The sequence below is a fragment of the Bacillus sp. JJ664 genome (assembly GCF_036962205.1).
In the GTDB taxonomy this organism is placed as follows: domain Bacteria; phylum Bacillota; class Bacilli; order Bacillales; family Bacillaceae_G; genus Gottfriedia.
On sequence record NZ_JBALMS010000025.1, the window covers coordinates 58,174 to 79,210 of the forward strand.

The window sequence follows — 21,037 nt, forward strand, 5'->3', positions numbered from 1 at the left end:
TATTTTCATTCAAAGTAACTTATTAGTTACCTTTTACTTGATTCATTACTTCTTCAGCAAAGTTATCTTCACGTTTTTCTAAGCCTTCTCCAACTTCAAAGCGAACAAATGATTTAACAGTTCCGCCAGCAGCTTTAACGAATTGGCCAACTTTTACGTCTGGGTTTTTAACGAATGATTGATCTAATAAGCAGATCTCTTCAAAATATTTACCAATACGGCCTTCAACCATTTTAGCAACAATATTTTCAGGTTTTCCTTCGTTTAATGCTTGTTGAGTTAAGATATTGCGCTCATGCTCAACTTCTTCTTGAGATACAGCATCACGAGAGATGTATTTAGGGTTGATCGCAGCAACGTGCATTGAAACGTCTTTTGCTACATCTTCCTTAGTAGTTCCTTCAACTAATGTAAGAACACCAATACGTCCGCCACTGTGTAAGTAAGCACCAAATGCATCTGCATCAGTTTTTGAAACTAATGCAAAACGACGTAATGAGATTTTTTCTCCGATTTTAGCGATTGAGTGGTTGATGAAAGTTTCTACTGTTTCACCATCAGCCATTGTTTGAGCTAAAGCTTCTTCAACAGTTGCAGGTTTGTTTGTTACGATTTGTTTAGCTAATGCAGCACCTAATTCTTTGAAACCTTCGTTTTTAGCAACGAAATCTGTTTCAGAGTTTACTTCTAAAAGAACAGCATCATTTCCAGATACTTCTACGAAAGTTAAACCTTCAGCAGCGATACGATCGTTTTTCTTAGCAGCTTTTGCGATACCTTTTTCACGAAGGTAGTCAATCGCTTGATCCATATTTCCGTCTGTTTCAGTTAATGCTTTTTTACAATCCATCATACCAGCGCCAGTTTTTTCACGTAATTCTTTTACCATTTGTGCAGTGATTGCCATATTGTTCATCTCCTATATGTAAGCTTATTTTATTCAATATTTTAAAAAGGTAAACATTCTTTTTAAGAATTAAACCTTAAAAAAAGGTGATAAAAGGCTAAACCCTCTTATCACCTTTAATTTCATTAAGCAGTTGTTTCTTCGCCTTGTTTCGCTTCAAGAATCGCATCTGCCATTTTTGATGTAAGAAGTTTTACAGCTCTAATAGCATCGTCGTTTGCTGGGATAACGTGATCGATTTCATCTGGATCACAGTTAGTATCAACAATACCGATGATTGGAATGTTTAACTTACGTGCTTCAGCAACTGCGATACGCTCTTTACGAGGATCAACAACGAATAATGCATCTGGAAGTTGCTTCATGTCTTTGATTCCGCCTAAGAACTTCTCAAGACGTTCTAATTCTTTTTTAAGTTGGATAACTTCTTTTTTAGGTAATACTTCGAAAGTGCCGTCTTCTTGCATTCTTTCGATATCTTTTAAACGTTTAACACGTTTTTGGATTGTTTGGAAGTTTGTTAAAGTTCCACCTAACCAACGTTGGTTGATGAAGTACATTCCAGAACGGATTGCCTCATCTTTAATAGCTTCTTGAGCTTGTTTTTTTGTACCTACGAAAAGGATGTTTCCGCCTTCAGCAGCGATCCCTTTCATTACGTTGTAACATTCTTCAACCTTTTTAACTGTTTTTTGTAGGTCGATGATGTAGATACCGTTACGCTCTGTGAAGATGTAACGTTTCATTTTTGGGTTCCAACGGCGTGTTTGGTGACCGAAGTGAACACCAGCTTCTAATAATTGTTTCATAGAAATTACTGACATTTTATTTCCTCCTAATGGTTCTTTTTCCTCCGCTCACGTCATCTTCTCCTATCACTCCCATACTGGGTAGCACCAATAAGAAAATCGGCAAGCGTGTGTAATAACACCATGGATTAATATAGCATAGCTAGATCGTTTTATCAAGTAAATTAGAAAAATTATTGTCGAAGTTTCAACATTAATTCTATTTCTGTTCTACCTTTATCTAGCTTTTTCGCAATTTCATCCGTAGTTAGTCCATCATTTTTCATAGAAATGATTTCATCTAACAGGCTATTTTTAGGCCTTTCTGGTGTTAGTTTTTCAGTAGCTTTAACACTTTCTACTACTGTTTTTTCACGATTTTGTATGAGCCCAGAAATATCGTTTTGATCGCTTTCATTTAATAGTAGATCTTTATAATCTATTTCTGTTTGCTTTTCTACAAAATCAAATCTCTTAACTAGATTTTGTTTTTTAGAAACGAAAGATTCATTTCTATTAATTGTTGGAGCATTTTGGACCTGCTTATTATTATTGGAATTATTACTTAATTTATTCAAAAATTGTTCATTTTCCTCTTTCCATTCTTCAATAAATGAATAGAGTACATCTTCTGTTTCTTGTTTAATATGAAATAATGAAGTTTCAATTTCCTTGTATTTAGATAATTGCATTGTTAAATAAATATTCCAGACACATAATAATAAAAATAATATAAAACAAAAAATAATTAGTACCGTCAATCAATTCACTTCCCAAGATGATTAAATTTCAGCTCTTTTCTAACAGATTGTTGCTTTTAGAATTTGAAACGGCAAAGACAAAAGTTGATTACAACGGAAGGTGCGAGTCTCCTGCAGGATATGCGGAAAGGCTAGAGCCCCGCAGGCCCACAAGAATGCTCAACATTCACCCCACGAAAAGGTAGGGCATCCTGGCGTTGTAACCAACTAACGCATTCTTATATTTCAACAATTGATTAAAAAACAGCTTAATATAAGACAAATATTTGAACTAGTTTTTACTTAAAAAATCTCTAAGTTTAAAAATTGCTTTTGCATGTATCTGTGAGACTCTAGATGTAGACAATTTTAACACTGTACCGATTTCAGTAAATGTTAATTCATCATGATAAAACAAACTGATCACTAATTGTTCTTTTTCATTTAATTCAGTTACAATCGTAGCAGCCAACTGTTTAATTTGCTCAGCTTTTAGTAATTCTTCTTCTGGATTTAAGGTGCCATTATCTCTTAAAGTTTGGATGAAATTAACTTGTCCATCTCCATCATCTTTAATCTGCTCATCAACAGATAACATATTTGAAAAAAACACATCGTTAACGACATTTACAACTTCATTAGAAGAGTATCCTGTGTATTCTGCAATTTCTTCAGGCGTTGCTTTACGTTGGAGTGATTGCTCCAATGTTTCAATTGCATAATCGATTTTCTTTGCTTTATCTCTAGTAGTACGAGGTAGCCAGTCTTCTTTTCGAAGACCATCCATAATGTTACCTCTAATTCTAATAGAAGCATATGTTTCAAATTTTAAATCCCTATTTGGGTCAAACTTTTCTAAAGCGTCATATAATCCCATCATTGCAAAGCTTCGTAAGTCATCTCTGTTAACATTCGAAGGCAAACTTTGAGATATTCTATTTACTTGAAAATGAACTAATGGCATATAGATCCGAATTAGAGCATCACCAGCATGAATATCGCGATCTTCTATCCACTTTTTCCAATAACTATATGAATCATTTTTCAGGATTTGCGACACAGTCTTTCACCTCAGCTACTTACTAAATTATGATAACACCTTGATTTACAATTCTTATGTTCAATAGTGAGTTTTCTGGTGAAAATTCAATCGTTCGGCCTTTATTGCCTCCTACATCTGAACCCAGCACTCGAATTTGAAGTTTTTCTAATTGTTGTATTACTGCTTCTACGTTTCTGGGACCTATCCTCATCATTTCATTGGATGAACTGAATTGAAACATTTGTGATCCACCAGCTAGTTTAGCTTTTAAATTAGCTCTTCTACCACCATTAATAACTACGTGATCTACTAATTCATTAATCGCCGTATCAGCAAACTTAGCCTTATTTAGTTGACCTTCCTTTGCTAGGCTTGAATCAGGTAGCATGACATGCACCATACCACCTATCTGTCTTTCCTCATCATATATGACTACACCTACACACGAACCTAACCCAGATGTTCTTATTACCTGAGATCCCTTTACAACTCCCATTTCTGCAATACCAATTTTTGTAATTTGAACAAGATTACTCATTGGAACCTAAACCTAGCGAATTGAATATTATTTCAAAACTATCAGGATCAGGAAGTAAGAAGAAATGTCCATTTAACTCCTTATTTTCCTTATCTTCATCAGAAAAGAAAATCGTATCGATAACGATCGCTTCATCACTAACTTGTCCTATTTCAATTAAACCGTATGAAATAATTGCTCCAAACATATCGATTGCAAGTGCCGGTACAGTAGGATAAATATTTAATTTCGTAAAATCTGAAAAGGATGATAAATATGAACCTATTAATATATTTCCAACTTCTTGTAATACAGATGCTGCTATCGGATTTTGTTCAAGATCTTCTATTTGAAATTCAGGGTCGTTTGTTAATTGTTTAATGATATTTGTAGCTTGTTCTAGGCTCGTTACAAAGTACATACTTCCAGGTGCTTCACCTTCTATGCGGAAGTAGACAGAAGCAACGACATTTTCAGCTCCACCAACAAGTTCCATCATATCGTTAAACGGCATAATCTTAACATTTGGTACACTCATATCAATCTTGGTATTTAAAAGGCTTGACAGAGCAGTAGCAGCGTGCCCTGCTCCGATATTTCCTATTTCTTTTAAAATGTCTAGTTGCAGGGATTTAATCTGTTCTTGAAAGGACATTATTTAACCTCAACAACTTTCATATCTGCATCATCATTTATATCTAAAACATTTTCTAAATCTAGAATAATAAGTAGTCTTTTATCTAATTTTGCAATTCCTTCAATGTATTCATGTTTCTGTTCACCAACTACTTCAGGTGCACTTTCAACACAATCATTTGGAATATCAATTACATCATTTGCAGAATCTACGATAAATCCAACTTCTTTATCTTCAAACGTTACAATAATGATACGCGTGCGCTCATTATATTCTTTTTCTTCTAAATTAAAACGAAGACGTAAATCAATGATCGGTGTAACTACTCCTCGTAAGTTAATAACACCTTTAACAAAATTGTTAACTTTTGGAACACGCGTAATGAATTGAATTTTTTCAATTGATTTTACGTTTTTAACCGGTATACCGTATTCCTCATTATTTAAATCAAACACAATTACTTTTTCTACTTGAGACATCATACGTTTATCTCCTAACAGTTATTTAATTAATGCATTACAATCTAAAATTAATGCTACTTGACCGTCACCTAATATAGTTGCTCCTGAAATTGCGAAAACATTTGTTAAATAATTCCCTAAAGATTTAAGAACAATTTCTTGTTGTCCAATAAATGATTCAACTACTAAACCAGCAAGTTTGTCACCTTTTCTTACAATGACAACTGAAATTCCATCTGTGTTATTTTCTGATTCAAATGGTACATTAAATAAATCATTTAAAAACAACAGTGGTACGACTTTCCCACGGAAATCAATTACTTTTTGATTGTGTGCACTCATGATATCTGTCTTTTTAATAAACGCTGTTTCAATGATTGATGATAATGGGATTGCGTACTTCTCTTTTTGTAGCTCAACTAACATAACTGAAATAATTGAAAGTGTTAAAGGTAATTGAACTGAGAATGTAGTGCCGTGTCCTAAAATAGAATCAACAGATACTGTTCCACCTAATGATTCAATTTTACTTTTTACTACATCTAAGCCTACTCCGCGACCAGAAATATCAGATAATACTTCAGCAGTAGAGAAACCTGATGCAAAGATCAATTCGAAAACTTGTTTATCTGTTAATGTAGAAGCTTGTTGTTCTGTAACAATTTTATTTTTAATTGCCTTCTCAAGTACTTTCTCACGACTAATTCCAGCCCCGTCTTCTTTTACTTCAATAAAGACATGGTTTCCACTATGGAATGCCTTCAGCTCAACAGTACCCGTTTCAGGTTTACCTTTTGACACACGAACCTCAGGTTTTTCTATTCCATGATCAAGCGCATTTCTAATTAAATGAACTAATGGATCCCCAATTTCATCAATTACCGTACGATCAAGCTCAGTTTCAGCACCGATAATTTGTAAATCGATTTTCTTATTTAAATCTTTCGATAATTGTCTAACCATTCGTGGGAATCGGTTAAATACTGTATCGATTGGTACCATTCGCATATTTAAGATAATGCCCTGTAAATCACTAGAAACACGTGTCATTCTTTCTACTGTTTCTTGTAGTTCACCATGACTTAAATCTCTAGAAATTTGCTCAAGTCTTCCACGGTCAATGACAAGTTCTTCAAATAAATTCATTAATATATCTAAACGTTCAATATTTACACGAATCGTTTTACTATTACTTTGAGCCGTTGCTTTATTTTTTTGCTCAGCTTCTGGAGCAACCGCTACAGCAACTTCTTTTTCAGCTGCAGCAATTTCGTTCATTACTTCTTTTTGTTCATTTTCTTGTTTAATACGGCTTAGATCAAAGCTAGTAATCTCAACATTATGAATCTCAGAAATTTTCATTATTACGTTTTTTACTTCTGATTTATCGATTTTTGTAATAAATGTAACATAAAAAACGGCATCAAACTGCTCAGTTTCTAATTTATCAACTGAGGGATTACTTTTTAGAATTTCTCCGTTTTGTTCTAATGATTCAAAAACCATAAATGATCGTGCTGCTTTTAAAATACATGAAGCTGTTAATTCTACTTTAATTTCAAATACATTAAATCCTTGGTCCACTGATTGCTCTATAACTGTATAGTCATATTCATCGTATTGAAGTGTCAGTTGATCTGATCCATTTTTCACTTCATTTTTTTCTTCAACGAATTCTGTACCTTTCTCGATCGCTGCTAACTTCAGCACGACTTCTTTTACATCTCTTTTCCCCTCTCCACCTGTACTAATCGATTCAACCATTGCCTCTAAATCATCAATTGATTGAAATACTACGTCTAATATAGATGAACTAACAGAGATTTTATTATTTCGAATCGCATCTAAAACATTTTCCATTTGATGTGTTAAACTTGCTAAATCTTCATATCCCATTGTTGCGGACATACCCTTTAAAGTGTGAGCGCTTCTAAAAATTTCATTTACGATTGCTAAATTAGTAGGTTCTTTTTCAAGTCCTAATAAATTCTCATTAATATTTTGTAAATGTTCTCTGCTTTCATCTATAAATAAATCTAAATATTGATTCAGTTCCATAGTCTTACTCCCTTATTATTTGGAATGTTTAATTATGGTGTCAGCTACTAGTTGAATAGGTACTACTTCATCTACTACATTTAATAATGCTGCTGCTTTTGGCATCCCAAAAACAACCGATGTTTCTTCTGATTCTGAGATTGTTGTGCCTTTACATTGTTGTTTAATTAGCTTCATACCTTTAGCACCATCTGCTCCCATACCGGTTAAGATTGCTGAAGTAATTTCATAGTTTACTAAACTACTAATCGATTCAAACAATACGTCAACTGAAGGACGGTGACCATTTTTAGGTGGTTCCTCAGATAGATCTATCAATAATTCATTATTTTTTTGGATCACTTTCATGTGAAACCCACCTGGGGCAATGTAAGCAGTACCATTTGCTACTCTTTCACCATTTTCAGCTTCCTTCACATGAATTGCAGATAGCTTGTCCAATCGAACTGCCAAGGAATTTGTAAAACCAGCTGGCATATGCTGCACAATAAAAATCGGGGGTTGAAATCCATTAGGAATCTTTGTTAAGACCTCCTGAAGTGCTCGTGGACCCCCTGTGGATGTACCAATGCATACAATTCTATTACTTTGTTTGGTGAACACATGTGCATCTGCTGGCTTGACAATTTGTACCTTACTTCCATTTTTGACTGGTATTTTGATCTCTTCAACCACTACTGGAATTTTACTAATTTTATGAATAGGTAGTTTTGGTGTTTGTTTCGGAAACTGTAATTTTTTCAAGTTTACCGTTATAGCCATCTTTACCTTTTTAATAATTTGATCGGAAACCGTTTCAATATCTAATGAAATGGCTCCAGATGGCTTTGGAACAAAGTCAACAGCTCCGTTATCTAAAGCGATAAATGAACTTGTTGCACCTTCTTGCGTTAAGCTCGATAACATAATTACTGGCACTGGACAATCTTTCATGATGACTTTTAATGCATCTAAACCATTCATGACAGGCATCTCAATATCAAGTGTTACTACATCAGGCTTTAATTGAATTACTTTTTCGATTGCTTCTTTCCCAGTTTTTGCTGTACCAATTACATGAATGCCTTCATCAGATGATAATATATTTCCAATCATCTTCCTCATGAAAGCCGAATCGTCGACGACAAGAACATTGATTTTCTTCAATTAAACCACTACCTTTTTAAAAATAGAGATTTCATACGATGTATAAAGGAATGTGACGGTTGTTCATTAATATCCTCGTTTACGTATTTTTTGCTTATTAATTCTATATTTTTTGAAGGTTGACTTGATGGTGAATGTAGAATAAATGGTTTTTGTGAAATAACCGCTTTTCTTACACTTGGATCATCATAAATCATCCCTAATAGATTTACCTCAACATTCATAAAATGTTTGATTGCTTGCTCTAATCTAAAATGAACTGATTCTCCTTCTTTCTGAGAATTTATTCTATTAACCACAATGGATAATTTAGCTCGCACTTGATTTAATACTAGATGTTTTATCATTGCGTAAGCATCCATAATCGCAGTAGGTTCTGGAGTTGTGATGACAAAGATTTCATGCATTGCAGAAAGTAACTTTATTGTTTGTTCACTCACTCCTGCACCCATATCAAAAATGATATAATCAAACTCTTCCATTGCAGTATCTAACTCATTAAATAGATGTGAAAGTTTACTTTCACTTAATGAAAAAATGTTTGATAATCCCGAACCTCCAGATATATATTTCAACCCATCTGGCCCTATATTCATAATATCACGAATCGTCAAATTTTTATTAAAAATGTCAATAATTGATAAATTAGTCACGGTTCCTAATAGGACATCAATATTACCCATTCCAACATCAAAATCCAGTAATAATACCTTTTTACTTTTTTGACATAATGAAATGGCAAAATTTAAGCTGAAATTTGATTTTCCAACCCCGCCTTTTCCACTAACAATACCAATTACTTTACTTTTTGGTTGATTTGCAAATTGTAATTTTTCCCTTAAAATAGTCGCTTGGTCACTCATAGCTGAACATCCTTTGCAAGGATCGAATAAATTTTATTAGGGCTTCCTTCCATAATATCGTCTGGAACATTTTGACCATTTGTTAAGTAAGCCACCCCAACCTGTTTTTCGACCATAAAGTTTAACATCGAACCGTATGATTCTGTTTCGTCAACTTTAGAAAAAATCACTTTATTAATAGGAATCGAGTGAAATTGTTCATAAATCTTTTTCATATCTTTGTACTTAGATGTTAATGCAAGTACTAGATACGTTTCCAATTCATTAAAATCAATAATTTTCTTCAATTCAGTAACGTATTTCTCATCTCGGAAATTTCGTCCCGAAGTATCGATTAACACTAGATCATATTGTTCAAACTTGTCTTTTGCATTTTTAAAATCTTCTAAGTTATAACAAACCTCAATTGGTACACCAAGGATTGTTGCATATGTTTTTAATTGATCTATGGCAGCAATTCTATATGTGTCAGTCGTAATAAATGCAACTTTTTTTCGATATTTTAATACTGCTTCAGCTGCGATTTTAGCAAGTGACGTTGTTTTACCAACTCCAGTAGGTCCTACTACATTCACATATCTAATATCATCATGTTTATGACCAAATTCTAAATCCTTCATCTTCGTCATGATCGATGACTTTAACCATTCATTAATTTGCTCTTTTGAAACTTGATTTGATAAAAGCGCCATTCTAGGCTTGATTTCTAAAATTATTTCTTCAGTCAGTTCTTCTAGAATGTCTTGATCCAATAATTTGGTTTTTAGTTCCTCTATTAATGGATGGAGCGACTCTTCCCCAGATTGATTATTGCTCATTTTTGTAATCATTGATTTCAGTTGTTTCATTTCTTTCAAGAGATTTTCATGCTCTAAATCTTCTTTTGGTTTTTCCTTTTTTGGTATAACGATTTCTTCTTCTTTTATTAATGGAACTAGATCATCTATTTGACTTTGAAATGAAACTGTTTTCGGTTGCTCTTTTTGAATTGTCGTTTCCCGAGCTGCTTGATTTTGATCCAAAGCAGCTATTAACTCTATTTTCTTTTTGGCAAAGAAACCAAAAACGCCACCTTCTTGAATGACTCTTGAATTTAGAATGACAGCATCATGTCCAAGTTCTTCGGTTACCTTTTTCATTGCTTCTGCCATAGTGGGTGCAATAATTTTTTTTACTCTCATCCTACTCTCACAACTCCTACGCTTTGAACTTCAAGATCTGCATCCAATTCATTATATGAAAGGACTGGAAGTGTCGGCATATATCTTTCCACCAACTGTTTTACATACATTCTTATTGCAGGAGAACATAATAAAATTGGTTGTTGCTGTGCAATTGACATTTCTTCAACTTCTTTATTTACGGCCTTGATGAACTCTCCTGAAGTATCTGGATCAATTGATAAATATGAGCCATGCTCTGATTGAGTAATAGAATCGGCAATAATTTTTTCAACCTTACCCGATAAAGTAATTACTTTTAAAGATTCATTAGATTGACTAAATTGACTTGTAATTTGTCTAGCTAGTGCTTGTCTTACGTACTCTGTTAACACTTCTGGATCAGTCGTGTATCTACCATAATCAGCTAATGCCTCAAATATAACAGGAAGATTTCTAATAGATACTTTTTCTTTTAATAGTTTTCCTAAAACTTTTTGAATATCTCCAATTGATAGTGGATTTGGTGTTACTTCATCTACTAAGATAGAATAGTTTTCTTTTAAATGATCTATTAAATTCTTCGTTTCTTGTCTACCTAATAATTCATGCGCGAAACTCTTAATGATTTCAGTAATATGAGTTGATACAACTGAAGGCGGATCGACAACTGTATAGTTAAACATTTCCGCTCTTTCTCTCATTTCTTCTGAAATCCATTTTGCTGGTAAACCAAACGAAGGCTCAAATGTATCAATACCTATAATTGAAGGCTCGTCATAACCAGGATTTAATGCTAGATAATGATCTAGTAATAACTCACCATGTGCAACTTCATTCCCTTTGATTTTTAAAACGTATTCGTTTGGTTGAAGTTGTATATTATCTCTTATACGAACAACTGGTATAACTAACCCTAGTTCGATTGCCAATTGTCTTCTAATCATTACAATTCGATCTAGAAGATCTCCACCTTGATTCGTATCAGCCAATGGAATTAATCCATAACCGAATTCAAACTCTATTGGATCAACCTGTAATAATTTAACAACACTTTCAGGTGCTTTTAGATCATTTGTGACAATTTCTTCTTGCTGTTCCTCTATTACAGTTTCATCTACAACTGGTTTTCTAGATAATTGATAAGCACCAAACGCTAAAAGTGCACCAATTGGCAGTGTAACAATATCATTTAATGGTGTTACTAACCCTAATAATGTAATAGAACCTGCTGAAATATATAATAATGTTGGATATGCTAATAATTGACTTGTTAAGTCCGTTGCTAGATTGTCTTCTGAACCAGAGCGTGTAACCATAATACCTGTAGCTGTTGAAATTAATAGCGCAGGAATCTGACTGACAATCCCATCACCAACAGTTAATGTCGTGAATTGTTTTGCTGCTTCGGCAAAGCTTAAATCCAATTGAATGACACCTATAATCATCCCTACGGCAATATTTATGATTACAATAATAATTGTTGCAATCGCATCACCTTTTACGAATTTACTTGCTCCATCCATCGAACCATAAAAGTCTGCTTCTCTAGAAACCTTTGTTCTTCTCTCTCTTGCTTGTACTTCAGTAATCATGCCTGCATTTAAGTCAGCATCAATACTCATCTGTTTACCTGGCATCGCATCAAGCGTAAATCTTGCTGCTACCTCAGATACACGTTCAGAACCTTTCGTAATTACGATAAACTGAATAATAATTAAGATTAAGAACACTACAAAACCGACAATTGCATTTCCGCTTGTAACGAAATTACCGAACGTTTCTACAACATTACCACCATGTCCCGTTGTTAGGATTGCCCTAGTTGTTGATACGTTCAAACCAATTCTAAACAAAGTTAAGATTAATAACAGTGATGGAAACACAGAAAATTCAAGTGATTCTTTTACATTCATTGAAAGTAATAAAACAACAAGTGCTATTGACATATTTAACATGATTAGAAAACTAATTAACCATGTTGGTAAAGGAATAACTAACATGACAACGATAAATATTACACTGATAAGCACTGTTAAGTTCTTTGCTGACATTAGTTTCTCCCCTTAAATCTTTCTTTTCAACTTATAAACATATGCCAATATTTCGGCAACTGCTTTAAAAAATTCTTCTGGTACTTCATCTCCAATGTCCGTTTGGGCATATAGCGCTCGAGCAAGGGGACGATTTTCAATCGTTACAATATCATGTGCTTTTGCAATTTCTCTAATTTTTAATGCTAGGAAATCTACTCCTTTTGCAATAACGTATGGAGCATCTCTTTTTTCCTCATCGTATTTAAGCGCAACTGCATAATGAGTAGGATTTGTAATGATTACATCAGCATTTGGAATTTCCTGCATCATTCGACGCATCGCAATTTCCCTTTGCTTTTGTTTAATTTTTGATTTAATCAGTGGATCCCCTTCGGATTTTTTATACTCATCTTTAATATCTTGCTTTGACATTCTAATATTTTTTTCAAAATCAAAGCGTTGATAAAACAAGTCTAGCATTGCAACTATAAATAAAGAGCCAGATGCGTATAAACCACTTTTAACAACTAAATTATAGATTGTTTCAGCAACTTCCCTAATACCGACAAAGGGTAAATTTAAGATTTCCTGTTTACTTTGCCAAATAATGTAAAAGGTAGCTGCGCCAACAATAGAAATTTTTAATAATGACTTTACTAATTCAACGATTGCTCTTAATGAGTATATTTTTTTAAATCCTTGTAATGGATTCAAGCGATCAAACTTTACAGCAATTGATTCAGTCGAAAACATAAAACCAACTTGCGATATATTAGCTACGATAGCAGCAATAAAAGCAACTCCTAAAAAAGGACCAATTAAAATTAAAATTTGCATGTAAATTTTAGATAGCACTGAACTAGCATTTTGATTAGAAATATCTTTTAATAAATTATGTTCCAGATAGTCCTTCATCACATGCTCAAATTGGTCAAAAAGAAACTGTCGACCAAATAGTAAAAAGAGAAACATGGAAAGTAAAATCACAGCTGTATTAATCTCTACGCTTTTAGCTACCTGCCCTTTTTTCTTCGTTTCTTCCCTCTTTTTGGGGGTTGCTTTCTCAGTTTTTTCCCCAGAAAAAAGTTGTAAATTAAGTTTAATTTGCGTCATTTTAAATTCCTCCAATTAGCTGGATGAGGGAATTTGTTGATTGCACAACTAATTCAAATAAATGCTGAACTAATATCATCATTGTTGGTAGACCGATAATTAATAAGATAAAAGCAATAATTACTTTAAGTGGAAGGCCAACAACAAAAATATTCAGTTGAGGAACAATTCTCGTTAATATACCTAATGCAATATCTACTAAAAATAATGATGCGACAATTGGTAGCGCCATTTGAAATGCAATTACAAACATTGATATAAAGATTTTTACAACTTCAAGCACAAATTCCTCATGACCAATGGGTAATCCTGTCGAATTTACAGGAATAATTTTGAAGCTATTTATGATCCCTTGTAGTAAAAGATGGTGTGCGTTTACCGATAATAAAAATAGGATCGTAATTGCATTTAAAAATTGAGCTGTAATTGGATTTTGCATACCCGTTTGAGGATCAAATACACTTGCCATTGAAAATCCGACTTGAAAATCGATTAATCCTCCAGCGATTTGTATTGCTGACATGACTATAAATGCAATCAATCCAAGTGCTAAACCTATTACTGCTTCTTTCATCAATAAAAATAGATAATTATCTATATTTAGTAGTGGTTGTTGGTCGACAAGAAAAAATGCAATATAGCTCGTAAAGAAGGAAAATCCCACTTTATGACTTGCCGGTATTGATCTGTTCGAAAAAATCGGAACTGTGACAAAAAAACTTGAGATCCTCACGAAAATTAATAGAAATGCAGGTATGCTTTGATATAAAGTCTCCATTTTTATTAACCTACGAAATTATTCAAATTACTAAAAATTTGAAATGTAAATTCTACTAATTTAGTCAACATCCAAGGTCCAAAGAAAATCAGTGCGACTAATATAGCAACTATTTTTGGAATAAATGCTAATGTTTGCTCTTGAATTTGGGTTGTTGCTTGAAAAATACTGACAATCAAACCGATTACTAAAGCAATAATTAGTAATGGACCACTCACAATAAATAATGTATAGATTGCCTTTTGAGCAATTGTTATAACGAATTCTTGACTCATTTTTCAGTTCACCTCTAGAAGCTTTCGAGCAATGATTTAACAATTAAATACCATCCATCTACCATAATAAATAATAATATTTTGAAAGGTAGTGAAATCATAATAGGTGGTAACATCATCATCCCCATCGACATTAATACACTTGCTACAACCATATCAATCACTAGAAACGGAATAAAGATCATAAACCCCATTTGAAAAGCAGATTTTAATTCACTGATTGCATATGCTGGTACTAATGTAGTTAAAGGAATGTCTTTCATACTTTTAGGCTTTTCCATACCTGTATAACCCATAAATAACTCTAGGTCCTTTTGTCGTGTATGCTTACTCATGTATTCTTTTACCGGAACTGAAGCGCGATCATATGCTTGTTCCAACGTTATTTTATTATCAAAAAGTGGTGTTAAGGCTTGTTTGTTTACTTCTTGAAATGTTGGAGCCATAATAAAAAATGTTAAAAACATTGCTAATCCTAGTAAAACTTGGTTAGGTGGTACACCTTGAGTACCAAGTGATGTTCTAACAAATGAAAGAACAATGATGATTCTTGTAAAACATGTAGTAAGAATGATTATTCCCGGTGCAATTGATAATACCGTTAATAATAATAATAGTTTCACCGATGTTGTAACCGTTTCTGGATTACTAGAATTAAAGTATTGAACTACATCATTCATTGTTGTCGATCCCTTTCTCATCAATTCTAGTAAGGATTGAATTTTTCTTACCTTTTAAAGACTGCATTTGTTGATTAAATAGATTTTTAAATGATTCTTTTGTTGAATCTATCTTTGTTGAATCTATTTTTCGATAATCTTGTTTGATTACGTTTTCAAACCATTTTGATACTTTTACCTCAGCTTGCGTTTTTTGCTCTCTTAATCCTTCAATCGATTGTATTTCTTCTTCATCACTGATCTCTTTTAGTAAAGTAATATCCTCACCTACGCCAACTACATATAATGAGTTTCCAATTTTTAAAATTTGAACGGATTTATTAGATCCAATCGATGTGCCACCAAGAGAATTGATTACATTATTTTTTGAGAAAGAATTTCCATTTCGTTTAATCCAGTAAAGTACTAAATATAATAGTCCAATGACAATTCCAAATGAAATGATCATTTTCACATAGTCAAAAAATGTTAGTTTGGTAGACTTTACTTCTGAGATGTCTTGACTAGTCTGCTTTTTTGTATTGTCATCACATAACTTTGGGTTATCTATACAATCTTGTATAGATGGGTTTGATTGAGCCGCAAAGCCAACTGTGGGCTTAAACGGCGAAATCATCACCATCAATGACAACAACGTTAAAAAAAGTAGCTTCTTCATTCGTTGTCACCTTCTTTTTAAATTCATTGCTAGATTTTAAGCTAGTGTTTTAGAAATAGCTTCAATTACACGATCAGCTTGGAAAGGCTTAACAATAAAGTCTCTAGCTCCAGCTTGAATTGCGTCAATTACCATAGCTTGTTGTCCCATTGCAGAACACATAATTACTTTAGCATTTGGATTAATTTTCTTAATTTCTTTTAATGCTGCAATTCCATCCATTTCTGGCATTGTAATATCCATTGTTACTAGGTCCGGTTGATGCTCTTTATATTTTTCAACAGCTTGAGCTCCGTCAGCAGCTTCAGCTACTACATTAAAACCATTTTTTACTAAGATGTCTTTAATCATCATTCGCATAAATGCTGCGTCATCAACTATAAGAATATTATTTGCCATTTCAAATTCCTCCAAAATATATTTAAATTATTTTAAATTATTTAATCGATCACTTTTACTTACAATATCGGTAACACGTACCCCAAAATTCTCATCAATTACAACTACTTCACCTTTTGCAATTAACTTACTATTAATTAGAATTTCAACAGGTTCGCCTGCAAGCTTGTCCAATTCTAAAATTGAACCAGTAGTTAATTCTAGAATTTCTTTAACTGAACGTTTTGTTCTTCCTAATTCAACAGTTACATTCAATGGAATATCGAATAACATATTTAAATTTCTAGCTTCATTTTCAGTAATTGTTACAGGTTGTAATTGTGAAAAAGCAGCTGGTTGAACAGATTGGTTACTTACAGGGTGTGATGCCCCAATCATTTGATTTCCAAAAGAATTTGAACTTATTGGTGTATATGACACTTGTTGAGCCATCCCATTGTTTATAGGCTCTTGATATGCATGCGATGTTTGTTGCACTTGCTGCTCTTGTTGTGGTACTTGTTGTTGCTGTTGCACTTGCTGCTGTGCTGCCATAGGCGCTGCCGCTGGTGTTTCAACAACTGGTGAATTCAACTTAAACAATTCATCAACTAACTCTTTTCCAAAGTCATATGGTAAAAGCTGCATGATCGAGGAATCAATTAGTTCCCCTACTTTTAATCTAAAAGAAACTTTAATTAAATACTCATCCTGAGGAACTTTATTTGTTCCCTCACCAACTTGGAAATCAATCAATCCAATCGTAGGTGGTGAGATATCTACCTTTTTCTTAAAGATTGTACTCATTGATGTAGCTGCTGAACCCATCATTTGATTCATTGCTTCTTGTACTGCACTTAAATGGATTTCATCTAATTCAACATCTTCTACAATTCCATCACCACCAAGCATTAAATTGGCAATGATTGCAGCGTCTCTTGTATCAATAACGAATAAATTTGCGCCAGCAAACCCAACTGTGTATCCTACTTGAACAGCGACGTATGGTGATTGAAACTCTTTTTCTAAATTTTGTCGATGTAAAACAGATAAACTAGGAGTCGTAATTTCTACTTTTTGATTTAATAATGTTGATAGAGCAGTAGCAGAACTACCAAATGAAATATTTCCTATTTCTCCTAATGTATCCATTTCAATGGACGACAGTAAATCCTCCAAAGGGGGTACATCATCTTGATTATTTATTTCGACTGGCTCTTCATTTAAAGATCCACCATTTAATAGTAGTTCTATTTCTTCTTGAGATAGGATTTTATCACTCATCACTTCCTCCCCCTTTCAACTCATCTAATATTTGAACTGCAACTTTTTTACCTACGACACCAGGTTGGGCAGTAAATTTATAACTATCACCTATTTTTATATCTAAGGCTTCGTTCGTATCTTTATCCAATACGATTACATCACCTATATCCATATTCAATAAGTCATTAATGGAAATTGTTGTTTTGCCTAGTTCTGCCGTAATTTCCAATTTCGTTTTATTAATTCTTTTATTAATAAACTCTGATTCCTCAACATTTTTTGGCTTAGTATTTGGTTGCATCCAATATCTTACAGATAACTTTGGAATCATCGGTTCAAGTACTACATGAGGAATACAAATATTAATCATCCCGGTCGTATCACCAATTACAGTATTAAATGAGATTACAACTACCGTTTCATTTGGTGAAACAGTTTGTAAAAACTGAGGATTCACTTCAAAATCGGTTAATACTGTGTCTATATCTGCGATCGTACTCCATGCATCACGCAGATTTTCAACAGCCCTTTCAAATAATTGAGTCATGATTTTAGTTTCGATTTCAGTTAAGTTCTCAACTTTATTAATACTATTGCCCTGACCACCTAGAACTCGGTCAAGCATTGCATACGCAATATGCGGATTGATTTCAAAAATAATTCTTCCATCTAAAGGAGGTACTTCAAATACATTTAAAATCGTCATTTTAGGAATCGAGCGAATGAATTCCTCGTATGGAATTTGGTCAGTTGACGCAACACTTATTTGTACATAAGTCCTTAATTGAGCTGAAAAATAAGTTGTTAACAATCTGGCAAAATTTTCGTGAATTCTTGTTAAACTACGGATATGATCTTTCGAAAAACGAAGTGCACGTTTAAAATCATACACTTTTACTTTTCGTTCACTTTCTTCCTTTTTTAGTTCTTCGGCATCCATTTCACCTGTTGAAATAGCTGAAAGAAGCGCATCTATTTCATTTTGTGATAAAACTTCTCCTGACAAGCAATTCACCTCCTCTTACATGTAAGATCGACTATTGTAGGATGAATGAGGTGGTGTATACTTTTTCAACTTTTCCATCCTGCATTATACCGTTTAATTTTTCTTTTAACGTATTTTCTAACTTTGAAATACTATCTTTTTCCTTCAATTGCTCACTTTGCATTTGAGCCAGTTGCTGGATGATTAAGTTCTTCACTTGAAAATCTCTCTTTTCAAGTTCAGCTTTCGCATCTTCACTTGAAGTTTGAATTTTATAAGAGATTTTTATATAATCTCCATTTTTTAAGTTCGTTGTGATTTCTGGAACATCAACTGAAGCTTCAATAATTTCATCAATTGTTGGTTCCCCACTTGCAGGTTTTACATTTACTTTATTAATAATAATGACAGTAACTGTTCCAATAAGCGTAATCGCTAACAGAAGCACGATCATAATATTTACTAACTTATTTTTAAACAATGGACTACGCCTCCATTTTTTTATCAGTACCTAATAAATTAATTGATTGATAAAATGCAGTTACTAATTTTACTACTTCAGCTTCTGGTTCTTTTACAAAAAATTTATGACCATTCGTTAAAGTAATTGTTGTATCGGGAAATGATTGTATTTCCTCGATATAAATTGCATTTAATGTAAATTTATTTCCGTTTAATTTTGTTAAGCTTATCATTTATAGTAGAGGATTAAGCTTTAACATAATCCTCCTTCACCTACCTTAACGTTTTAAGTTTACAAGCTCTTCTAAGATTTGGTCTGAAGTCGTAATGATTCTAGAGTTCGCTTGGAATCCACGTTGTGCTACAATCATGTCTGTAAATTCTTCAGATAAATCTACATTTGACATTTCTAAAGCACCCGCTGAAAGTGTTCCACGAGAATTTCCAGGAGTTGAAACATTTGGTATACCTGAGTTATTACTTTCTTGGAACGTATTACCACCTGTTTTTAATAAACCACCTGGGTTTGAGAAAGTTGCTAAAGCAATTTGTCCAAGTGCTTTAACTTGTCCATTAGAGAATACACCAGTAATTTCACCTGATTGACCAAATGTAAAGCTTGTTAGTGTACCACCAGCAGATCCATCTTTTTCTTTAACTGATGCGCTAGAAGCCTCGGCAGTTTGGGTTAATTTATCAAATACTAATTTATCTGGAGTTAATACGATTGACGCAGCACCTACAGTTGATGGAATTGTAACATTAGCACCAAAAGGATACGTAATAGGTGGTGTTGTATCAACGATTAATGATCCATCGGGATTAAAGCTTAAAGTTCCTGAACCATAAGTTGTTGGTACTGTTGGTGCCGTTACTACATTTTGAACTGCAACACTCCAAGTATTGGAAGCGGTTTTTGTATAGACTACATTTAAAGGTACCTCATTTCCTAATGAGTCTCTAACTGCAAGATCCATTGATACTTTATCGCCAACTGCTGCATTACTAGATAAATTACCGTCAAATTTTACTGTAGTTGTAGCTGATGGCGCTACTGTAGCATTTTTATCAATTGTTAAATTCATTAATTTACTAGTATTAGGCTTACCTGTTACTGGATCCATTGCATAGCCTTGTACTTTCAAACCATCAGAGTTAATAAGATTTCCAACACTATCAATATCAAAGTTTCCTGCACGAGTATAGAATTGCTGGTTCCCATTCTTCACTACAAAGAATCCGTCACCCTCTATACCTACGTCTAGTAATCTACCAGTTGTTTGAAGACTTGAGTTTGTCATAATCGTATCAATTGATGATACAGCAGATCCTAAACCAATTTGCTTTGCATTTGTTCCACCACGATTGTTTTGTGCGCTACTAGCACCAGACATTGTTTGACTCGCAATATCCTTAAACGTTACTCGTCCTTTTTTAAAGCCATACGTATTAACGTTAGCAATGTTATTTCCAATTACATCTAATTTAGTTTGGAAGTTTTTCATTCCACCAATTCCTGAATACATCGAACGAAGCATTAATTTTCCTCCTTAAATAAGTAAATGACTATTTATAAATGGTTTATTTAATTAGCAGTTTCTGTTTCTGGTTTAGTTTCTGGTTTAGTTTCTGGTTTAGTTTCTGATTCAGTGATTTCACTAATTTTTGAAATGTATTCTGTATAAGTTGATTTACCATTCGTTAATTGAACTAAGTATCCATCTTTATTTCTTTCGACTGATTTAACGATACCTTCTTCAATTGTTGTCGACTTACCATCCTCAGAAACGACTATATAGGATACTTTTTTTCCTATTAATTCACTGAACTGAAGTAAGTTAGTTGACATACTAGTTAAAAAACTGTTCAAAGATGTATTCATGTTTGTCATTTGTTCTAGTGAAGAAAATGTTGCTAGTTGCGCAATATAGTCTTTATCTTGCATTGGATTTAATGGATCCTGGTTTTTCATCTGCGCCATAAGTAGTTTAAGAAAATCATCTTTTCCTAGATCACTGCCAGACTTTTTACTTGTTTTCGCATCCGATGAATTAATAGCATTTAACGCATCTAAAATTGTACTCATT

The 21,037-nt window shown here is 33.4% G+C and carries 24 protein-coding genes; all 24 read right to left on the reverse strand.

The window, feature by feature from the left end; genetic code table 11:
• Positions 1 to 22: 22 nt before the first annotated feature.
• Positions 23 to 907: a translation elongation factor Ts gene (gene tsf, locus V7056_RS03890; protein WP_499699463.1), complete on the reverse strand. Its 885-nt coding sequence runs from the start codon at positions 905 to 907 to the stop codon at positions 23 to 25.
• Positions 908 to 1,032: 125 nt separating this feature from the next.
• Positions 1,033 to 1,731 carry a 30S ribosomal protein S2 gene (gene rpsB, locus V7056_RS03895; protein WP_056470859.1) on the reverse strand — a complete coding sequence of 233 codons (699 nt, stop codon included), beginning with the start codon at positions 1,729 to 1,731 and terminating at the stop codon, positions 1,033 to 1,035.
• A gap of 158 nt (positions 1,732 to 1,889) precedes the next feature.
• Positions 1,890 to 2,456, reverse strand: coding sequence for a hypothetical protein (locus tag V7056_RS03900; RefSeq protein WP_499699465.1), 567 nt, complete (start codon positions 2,454 to 2,456; stop codon positions 1,890 to 1,892).
• A gap of 271 nt (positions 2,457 to 2,727) precedes the next feature.
• A complete protein-coding gene (locus tag V7056_RS03905) occupies positions 2,728 to 3,495 on the reverse strand; it encodes a FliA/WhiG family RNA polymerase sigma factor (protein ID WP_499699467.1) in 768 nt (255 codons plus the stop codon).
• A gap of 22 nt (positions 3,496 to 3,517) precedes the next feature.
• Entirely contained in the window at positions 3,518 to 4,015 is a 498-nt protein-coding gene (locus V7056_RS03910) for a chemotaxis protein CheD (RefSeq protein ID WP_499699468.1), read from the reverse strand.
• A complete protein-coding gene (locus V7056_RS03915; RefSeq protein WP_499699470.1) occupies positions 4,008 to 4,649 on the reverse strand; it encodes a chemotaxis protein CheC in 642 nt (213 codons plus the stop codon). Before V7056_RS03915 ends, V7056_RS03910 begins: the two co-directional genes overlap by 8 nt.
• A complete protein-coding gene (locus V7056_RS03920; protein WP_499699472.1) occupies positions 4,649 to 5,113 on the reverse strand; it encodes a chemotaxis protein CheW in 465 nt (154 codons plus the stop codon). The genes V7056_RS03915 and V7056_RS03920 overlap by 1 nt, the downstream gene beginning before the upstream one ends.
• Before the next feature lie 18 nt (positions 5,114 to 5,131).
• Positions 5,132 to 7,150: a chemotaxis protein CheW gene (locus V7056_RS03925; protein WP_499699473.1), complete on the reverse strand. Its 2,019-nt coding sequence runs from the start codon at positions 7,148 to 7,150 to the stop codon at positions 5,132 to 5,134.
• A gap of 15 nt (positions 7,151 to 7,165) precedes the next feature.
• Entirely contained in the window at positions 7,166 to 8,296 is a 1,131-nt protein-coding gene (locus V7056_RS03930; protein ID WP_499699475.1) for a protein-glutamate methylesterase/protein-glutamine glutaminase, read from the reverse strand.
• An 8-nt stretch (positions 8,297 to 8,304) separates the two neighbouring features.
• Positions 8,305 to 9,159: a MinD/ParA family protein gene (locus tag V7056_RS03935; RefSeq protein WP_499699477.1), complete on the reverse strand. Its 855-nt coding sequence runs from the start codon at positions 9,157 to 9,159 to the stop codon at positions 8,305 to 8,307.
• Positions 9,156 to 10,340, reverse strand: coding sequence for a flagellar biosynthesis GTPase FlhF (gene flhF, locus V7056_RS03940; protein WP_499699479.1), 1,185 nt, complete (start codon positions 10,338 to 10,340; stop codon positions 9,156 to 9,158). The genes V7056_RS03935 and flhF overlap by 4 nt, the downstream gene beginning before the upstream one ends.
• Positions 10,337 to 12,373, reverse strand: coding sequence for a flagellar biosynthesis protein FlhA (flhA, locus tag V7056_RS03945; RefSeq protein WP_499699481.1), 2,037 nt, complete (start codon positions 12,371 to 12,373; stop codon positions 10,337 to 10,339). The genes flhF and flhA overlap by 4 nt, the downstream gene beginning before the upstream one ends.
• Before the next feature lie 12 nt (positions 12,374 to 12,385).
• Positions 12,386 to 13,468, reverse strand: coding sequence for a flagellar biosynthesis protein FlhB (gene flhB, locus V7056_RS03950; RefSeq protein ID WP_499699482.1), 1,083 nt, complete (start codon positions 13,466 to 13,468; stop codon positions 12,386 to 12,388).
• Position 13,469: 1 nt separating this feature from the next.
• Positions 13,470 to 14,246, reverse strand: coding sequence for a flagellar biosynthetic protein FliR (gene fliR / locus V7056_RS03955; RefSeq protein WP_499699484.1), 777 nt, complete (start codon positions 14,244 to 14,246; stop codon positions 13,470 to 13,472).
• A 5-nt stretch (positions 14,247 to 14,251) separates the two neighbouring features.
• Positions 14,252 to 14,521 (reverse strand): flagellar biosynthesis protein FliQ, encoded by a 270-nt coding sequence (gene fliQ, locus V7056_RS03960; RefSeq protein WP_087998531.1) that lies wholly within the window; start codon positions 14,519 to 14,521, stop codon positions 14,252 to 14,254.
• Positions 14,522 to 14,535: 14 nt separating this feature from the next.
• A complete protein-coding gene (gene fliP / locus V7056_RS03965) occupies positions 14,536 to 15,201 on the reverse strand; it encodes a flagellar type III secretion system pore protein FliP (RefSeq protein ID WP_499699486.1) in 666 nt (221 codons plus the stop codon).
• The gene (locus tag V7056_RS03970; protein ID WP_499699488.1) at positions 15,194 to 15,859 is read right to left on the reverse strand and encodes a flagellar biosynthetic protein FliO; all 666 of its coding nucleotides are present in this window, start codon (positions 15,857 to 15,859) and stop codon (positions 15,194 to 15,196) included. Before V7056_RS03970 ends, fliP begins: the two co-directional genes overlap by 8 nt.
• Before the next feature lie 36 nt (positions 15,860 to 15,895).
• The gene (gene cheY / locus V7056_RS03975; RefSeq protein WP_087998534.1) at positions 15,896 to 16,258 is read right to left on the reverse strand and encodes a chemotaxis protein CheY; all 363 of its coding nucleotides are present in this window, start codon (positions 16,256 to 16,258) and stop codon (positions 15,896 to 15,898) included.
• A 27-nt stretch (positions 16,259 to 16,285) separates the two neighbouring features.
• Positions 16,286 to 17,521, reverse strand: a complete 1,236-nt coding sequence (gene fliY, locus V7056_RS03980; protein WP_499699490.1) for a flagellar motor switch phosphatase FliY — start codon at positions 17,519 to 17,521, stop codon at positions 16,286 to 16,288.
• The gene (gene fliM, locus V7056_RS03985) at positions 17,514 to 18,509 is read right to left on the reverse strand and encodes a flagellar motor switch protein FliM (protein WP_499699491.1); all 996 of its coding nucleotides are present in this window, start codon (positions 18,507 to 18,509) and stop codon (positions 17,514 to 17,516) included. The genes fliY and fliM overlap by 8 nt, the downstream gene beginning before the upstream one ends.
• Before the next feature lie 31 nt (positions 18,510 to 18,540).
• Positions 18,541 to 18,969: a flagellar basal body-associated protein FliL gene (fliL, locus tag V7056_RS03990; protein WP_499699493.1), complete on the reverse strand. Its 429-nt coding sequence runs from the start codon at positions 18,967 to 18,969 to the stop codon at positions 18,541 to 18,543.
• Positions 18,970 to 18,973: 4 nt separating this feature from the next.
• On the reverse strand, positions 18,974 to 19,183 hold the full coding sequence (locus V7056_RS03995) for a flagellar FlbD family protein (RefSeq protein WP_499699495.1): 210 nt from the start codon (positions 19,181 to 19,183) through the stop codon (positions 18,974 to 18,976).
• A gap of 45 nt (positions 19,184 to 19,228) precedes the next feature.
• A complete protein-coding gene (locus tag V7056_RS04000) occupies positions 19,229 to 20,488 on the reverse strand; it encodes a flagellar hook protein FlgE (RefSeq protein WP_499699497.1) in 1,260 nt (419 codons plus the stop codon).
• A gap of 47 nt (positions 20,489 to 20,535) precedes the next feature.
• Positions 20,536 to 21,036, reverse strand: a complete 501-nt coding sequence (gene flgD / locus V7056_RS04005) for a flagellar hook assembly protein FlgD (RefSeq protein ID WP_499699499.1) — start codon at positions 21,034 to 21,036, stop codon at positions 20,536 to 20,538.
• Between the last annotated feature and the right edge of the window lies 1 nt (position 21,037).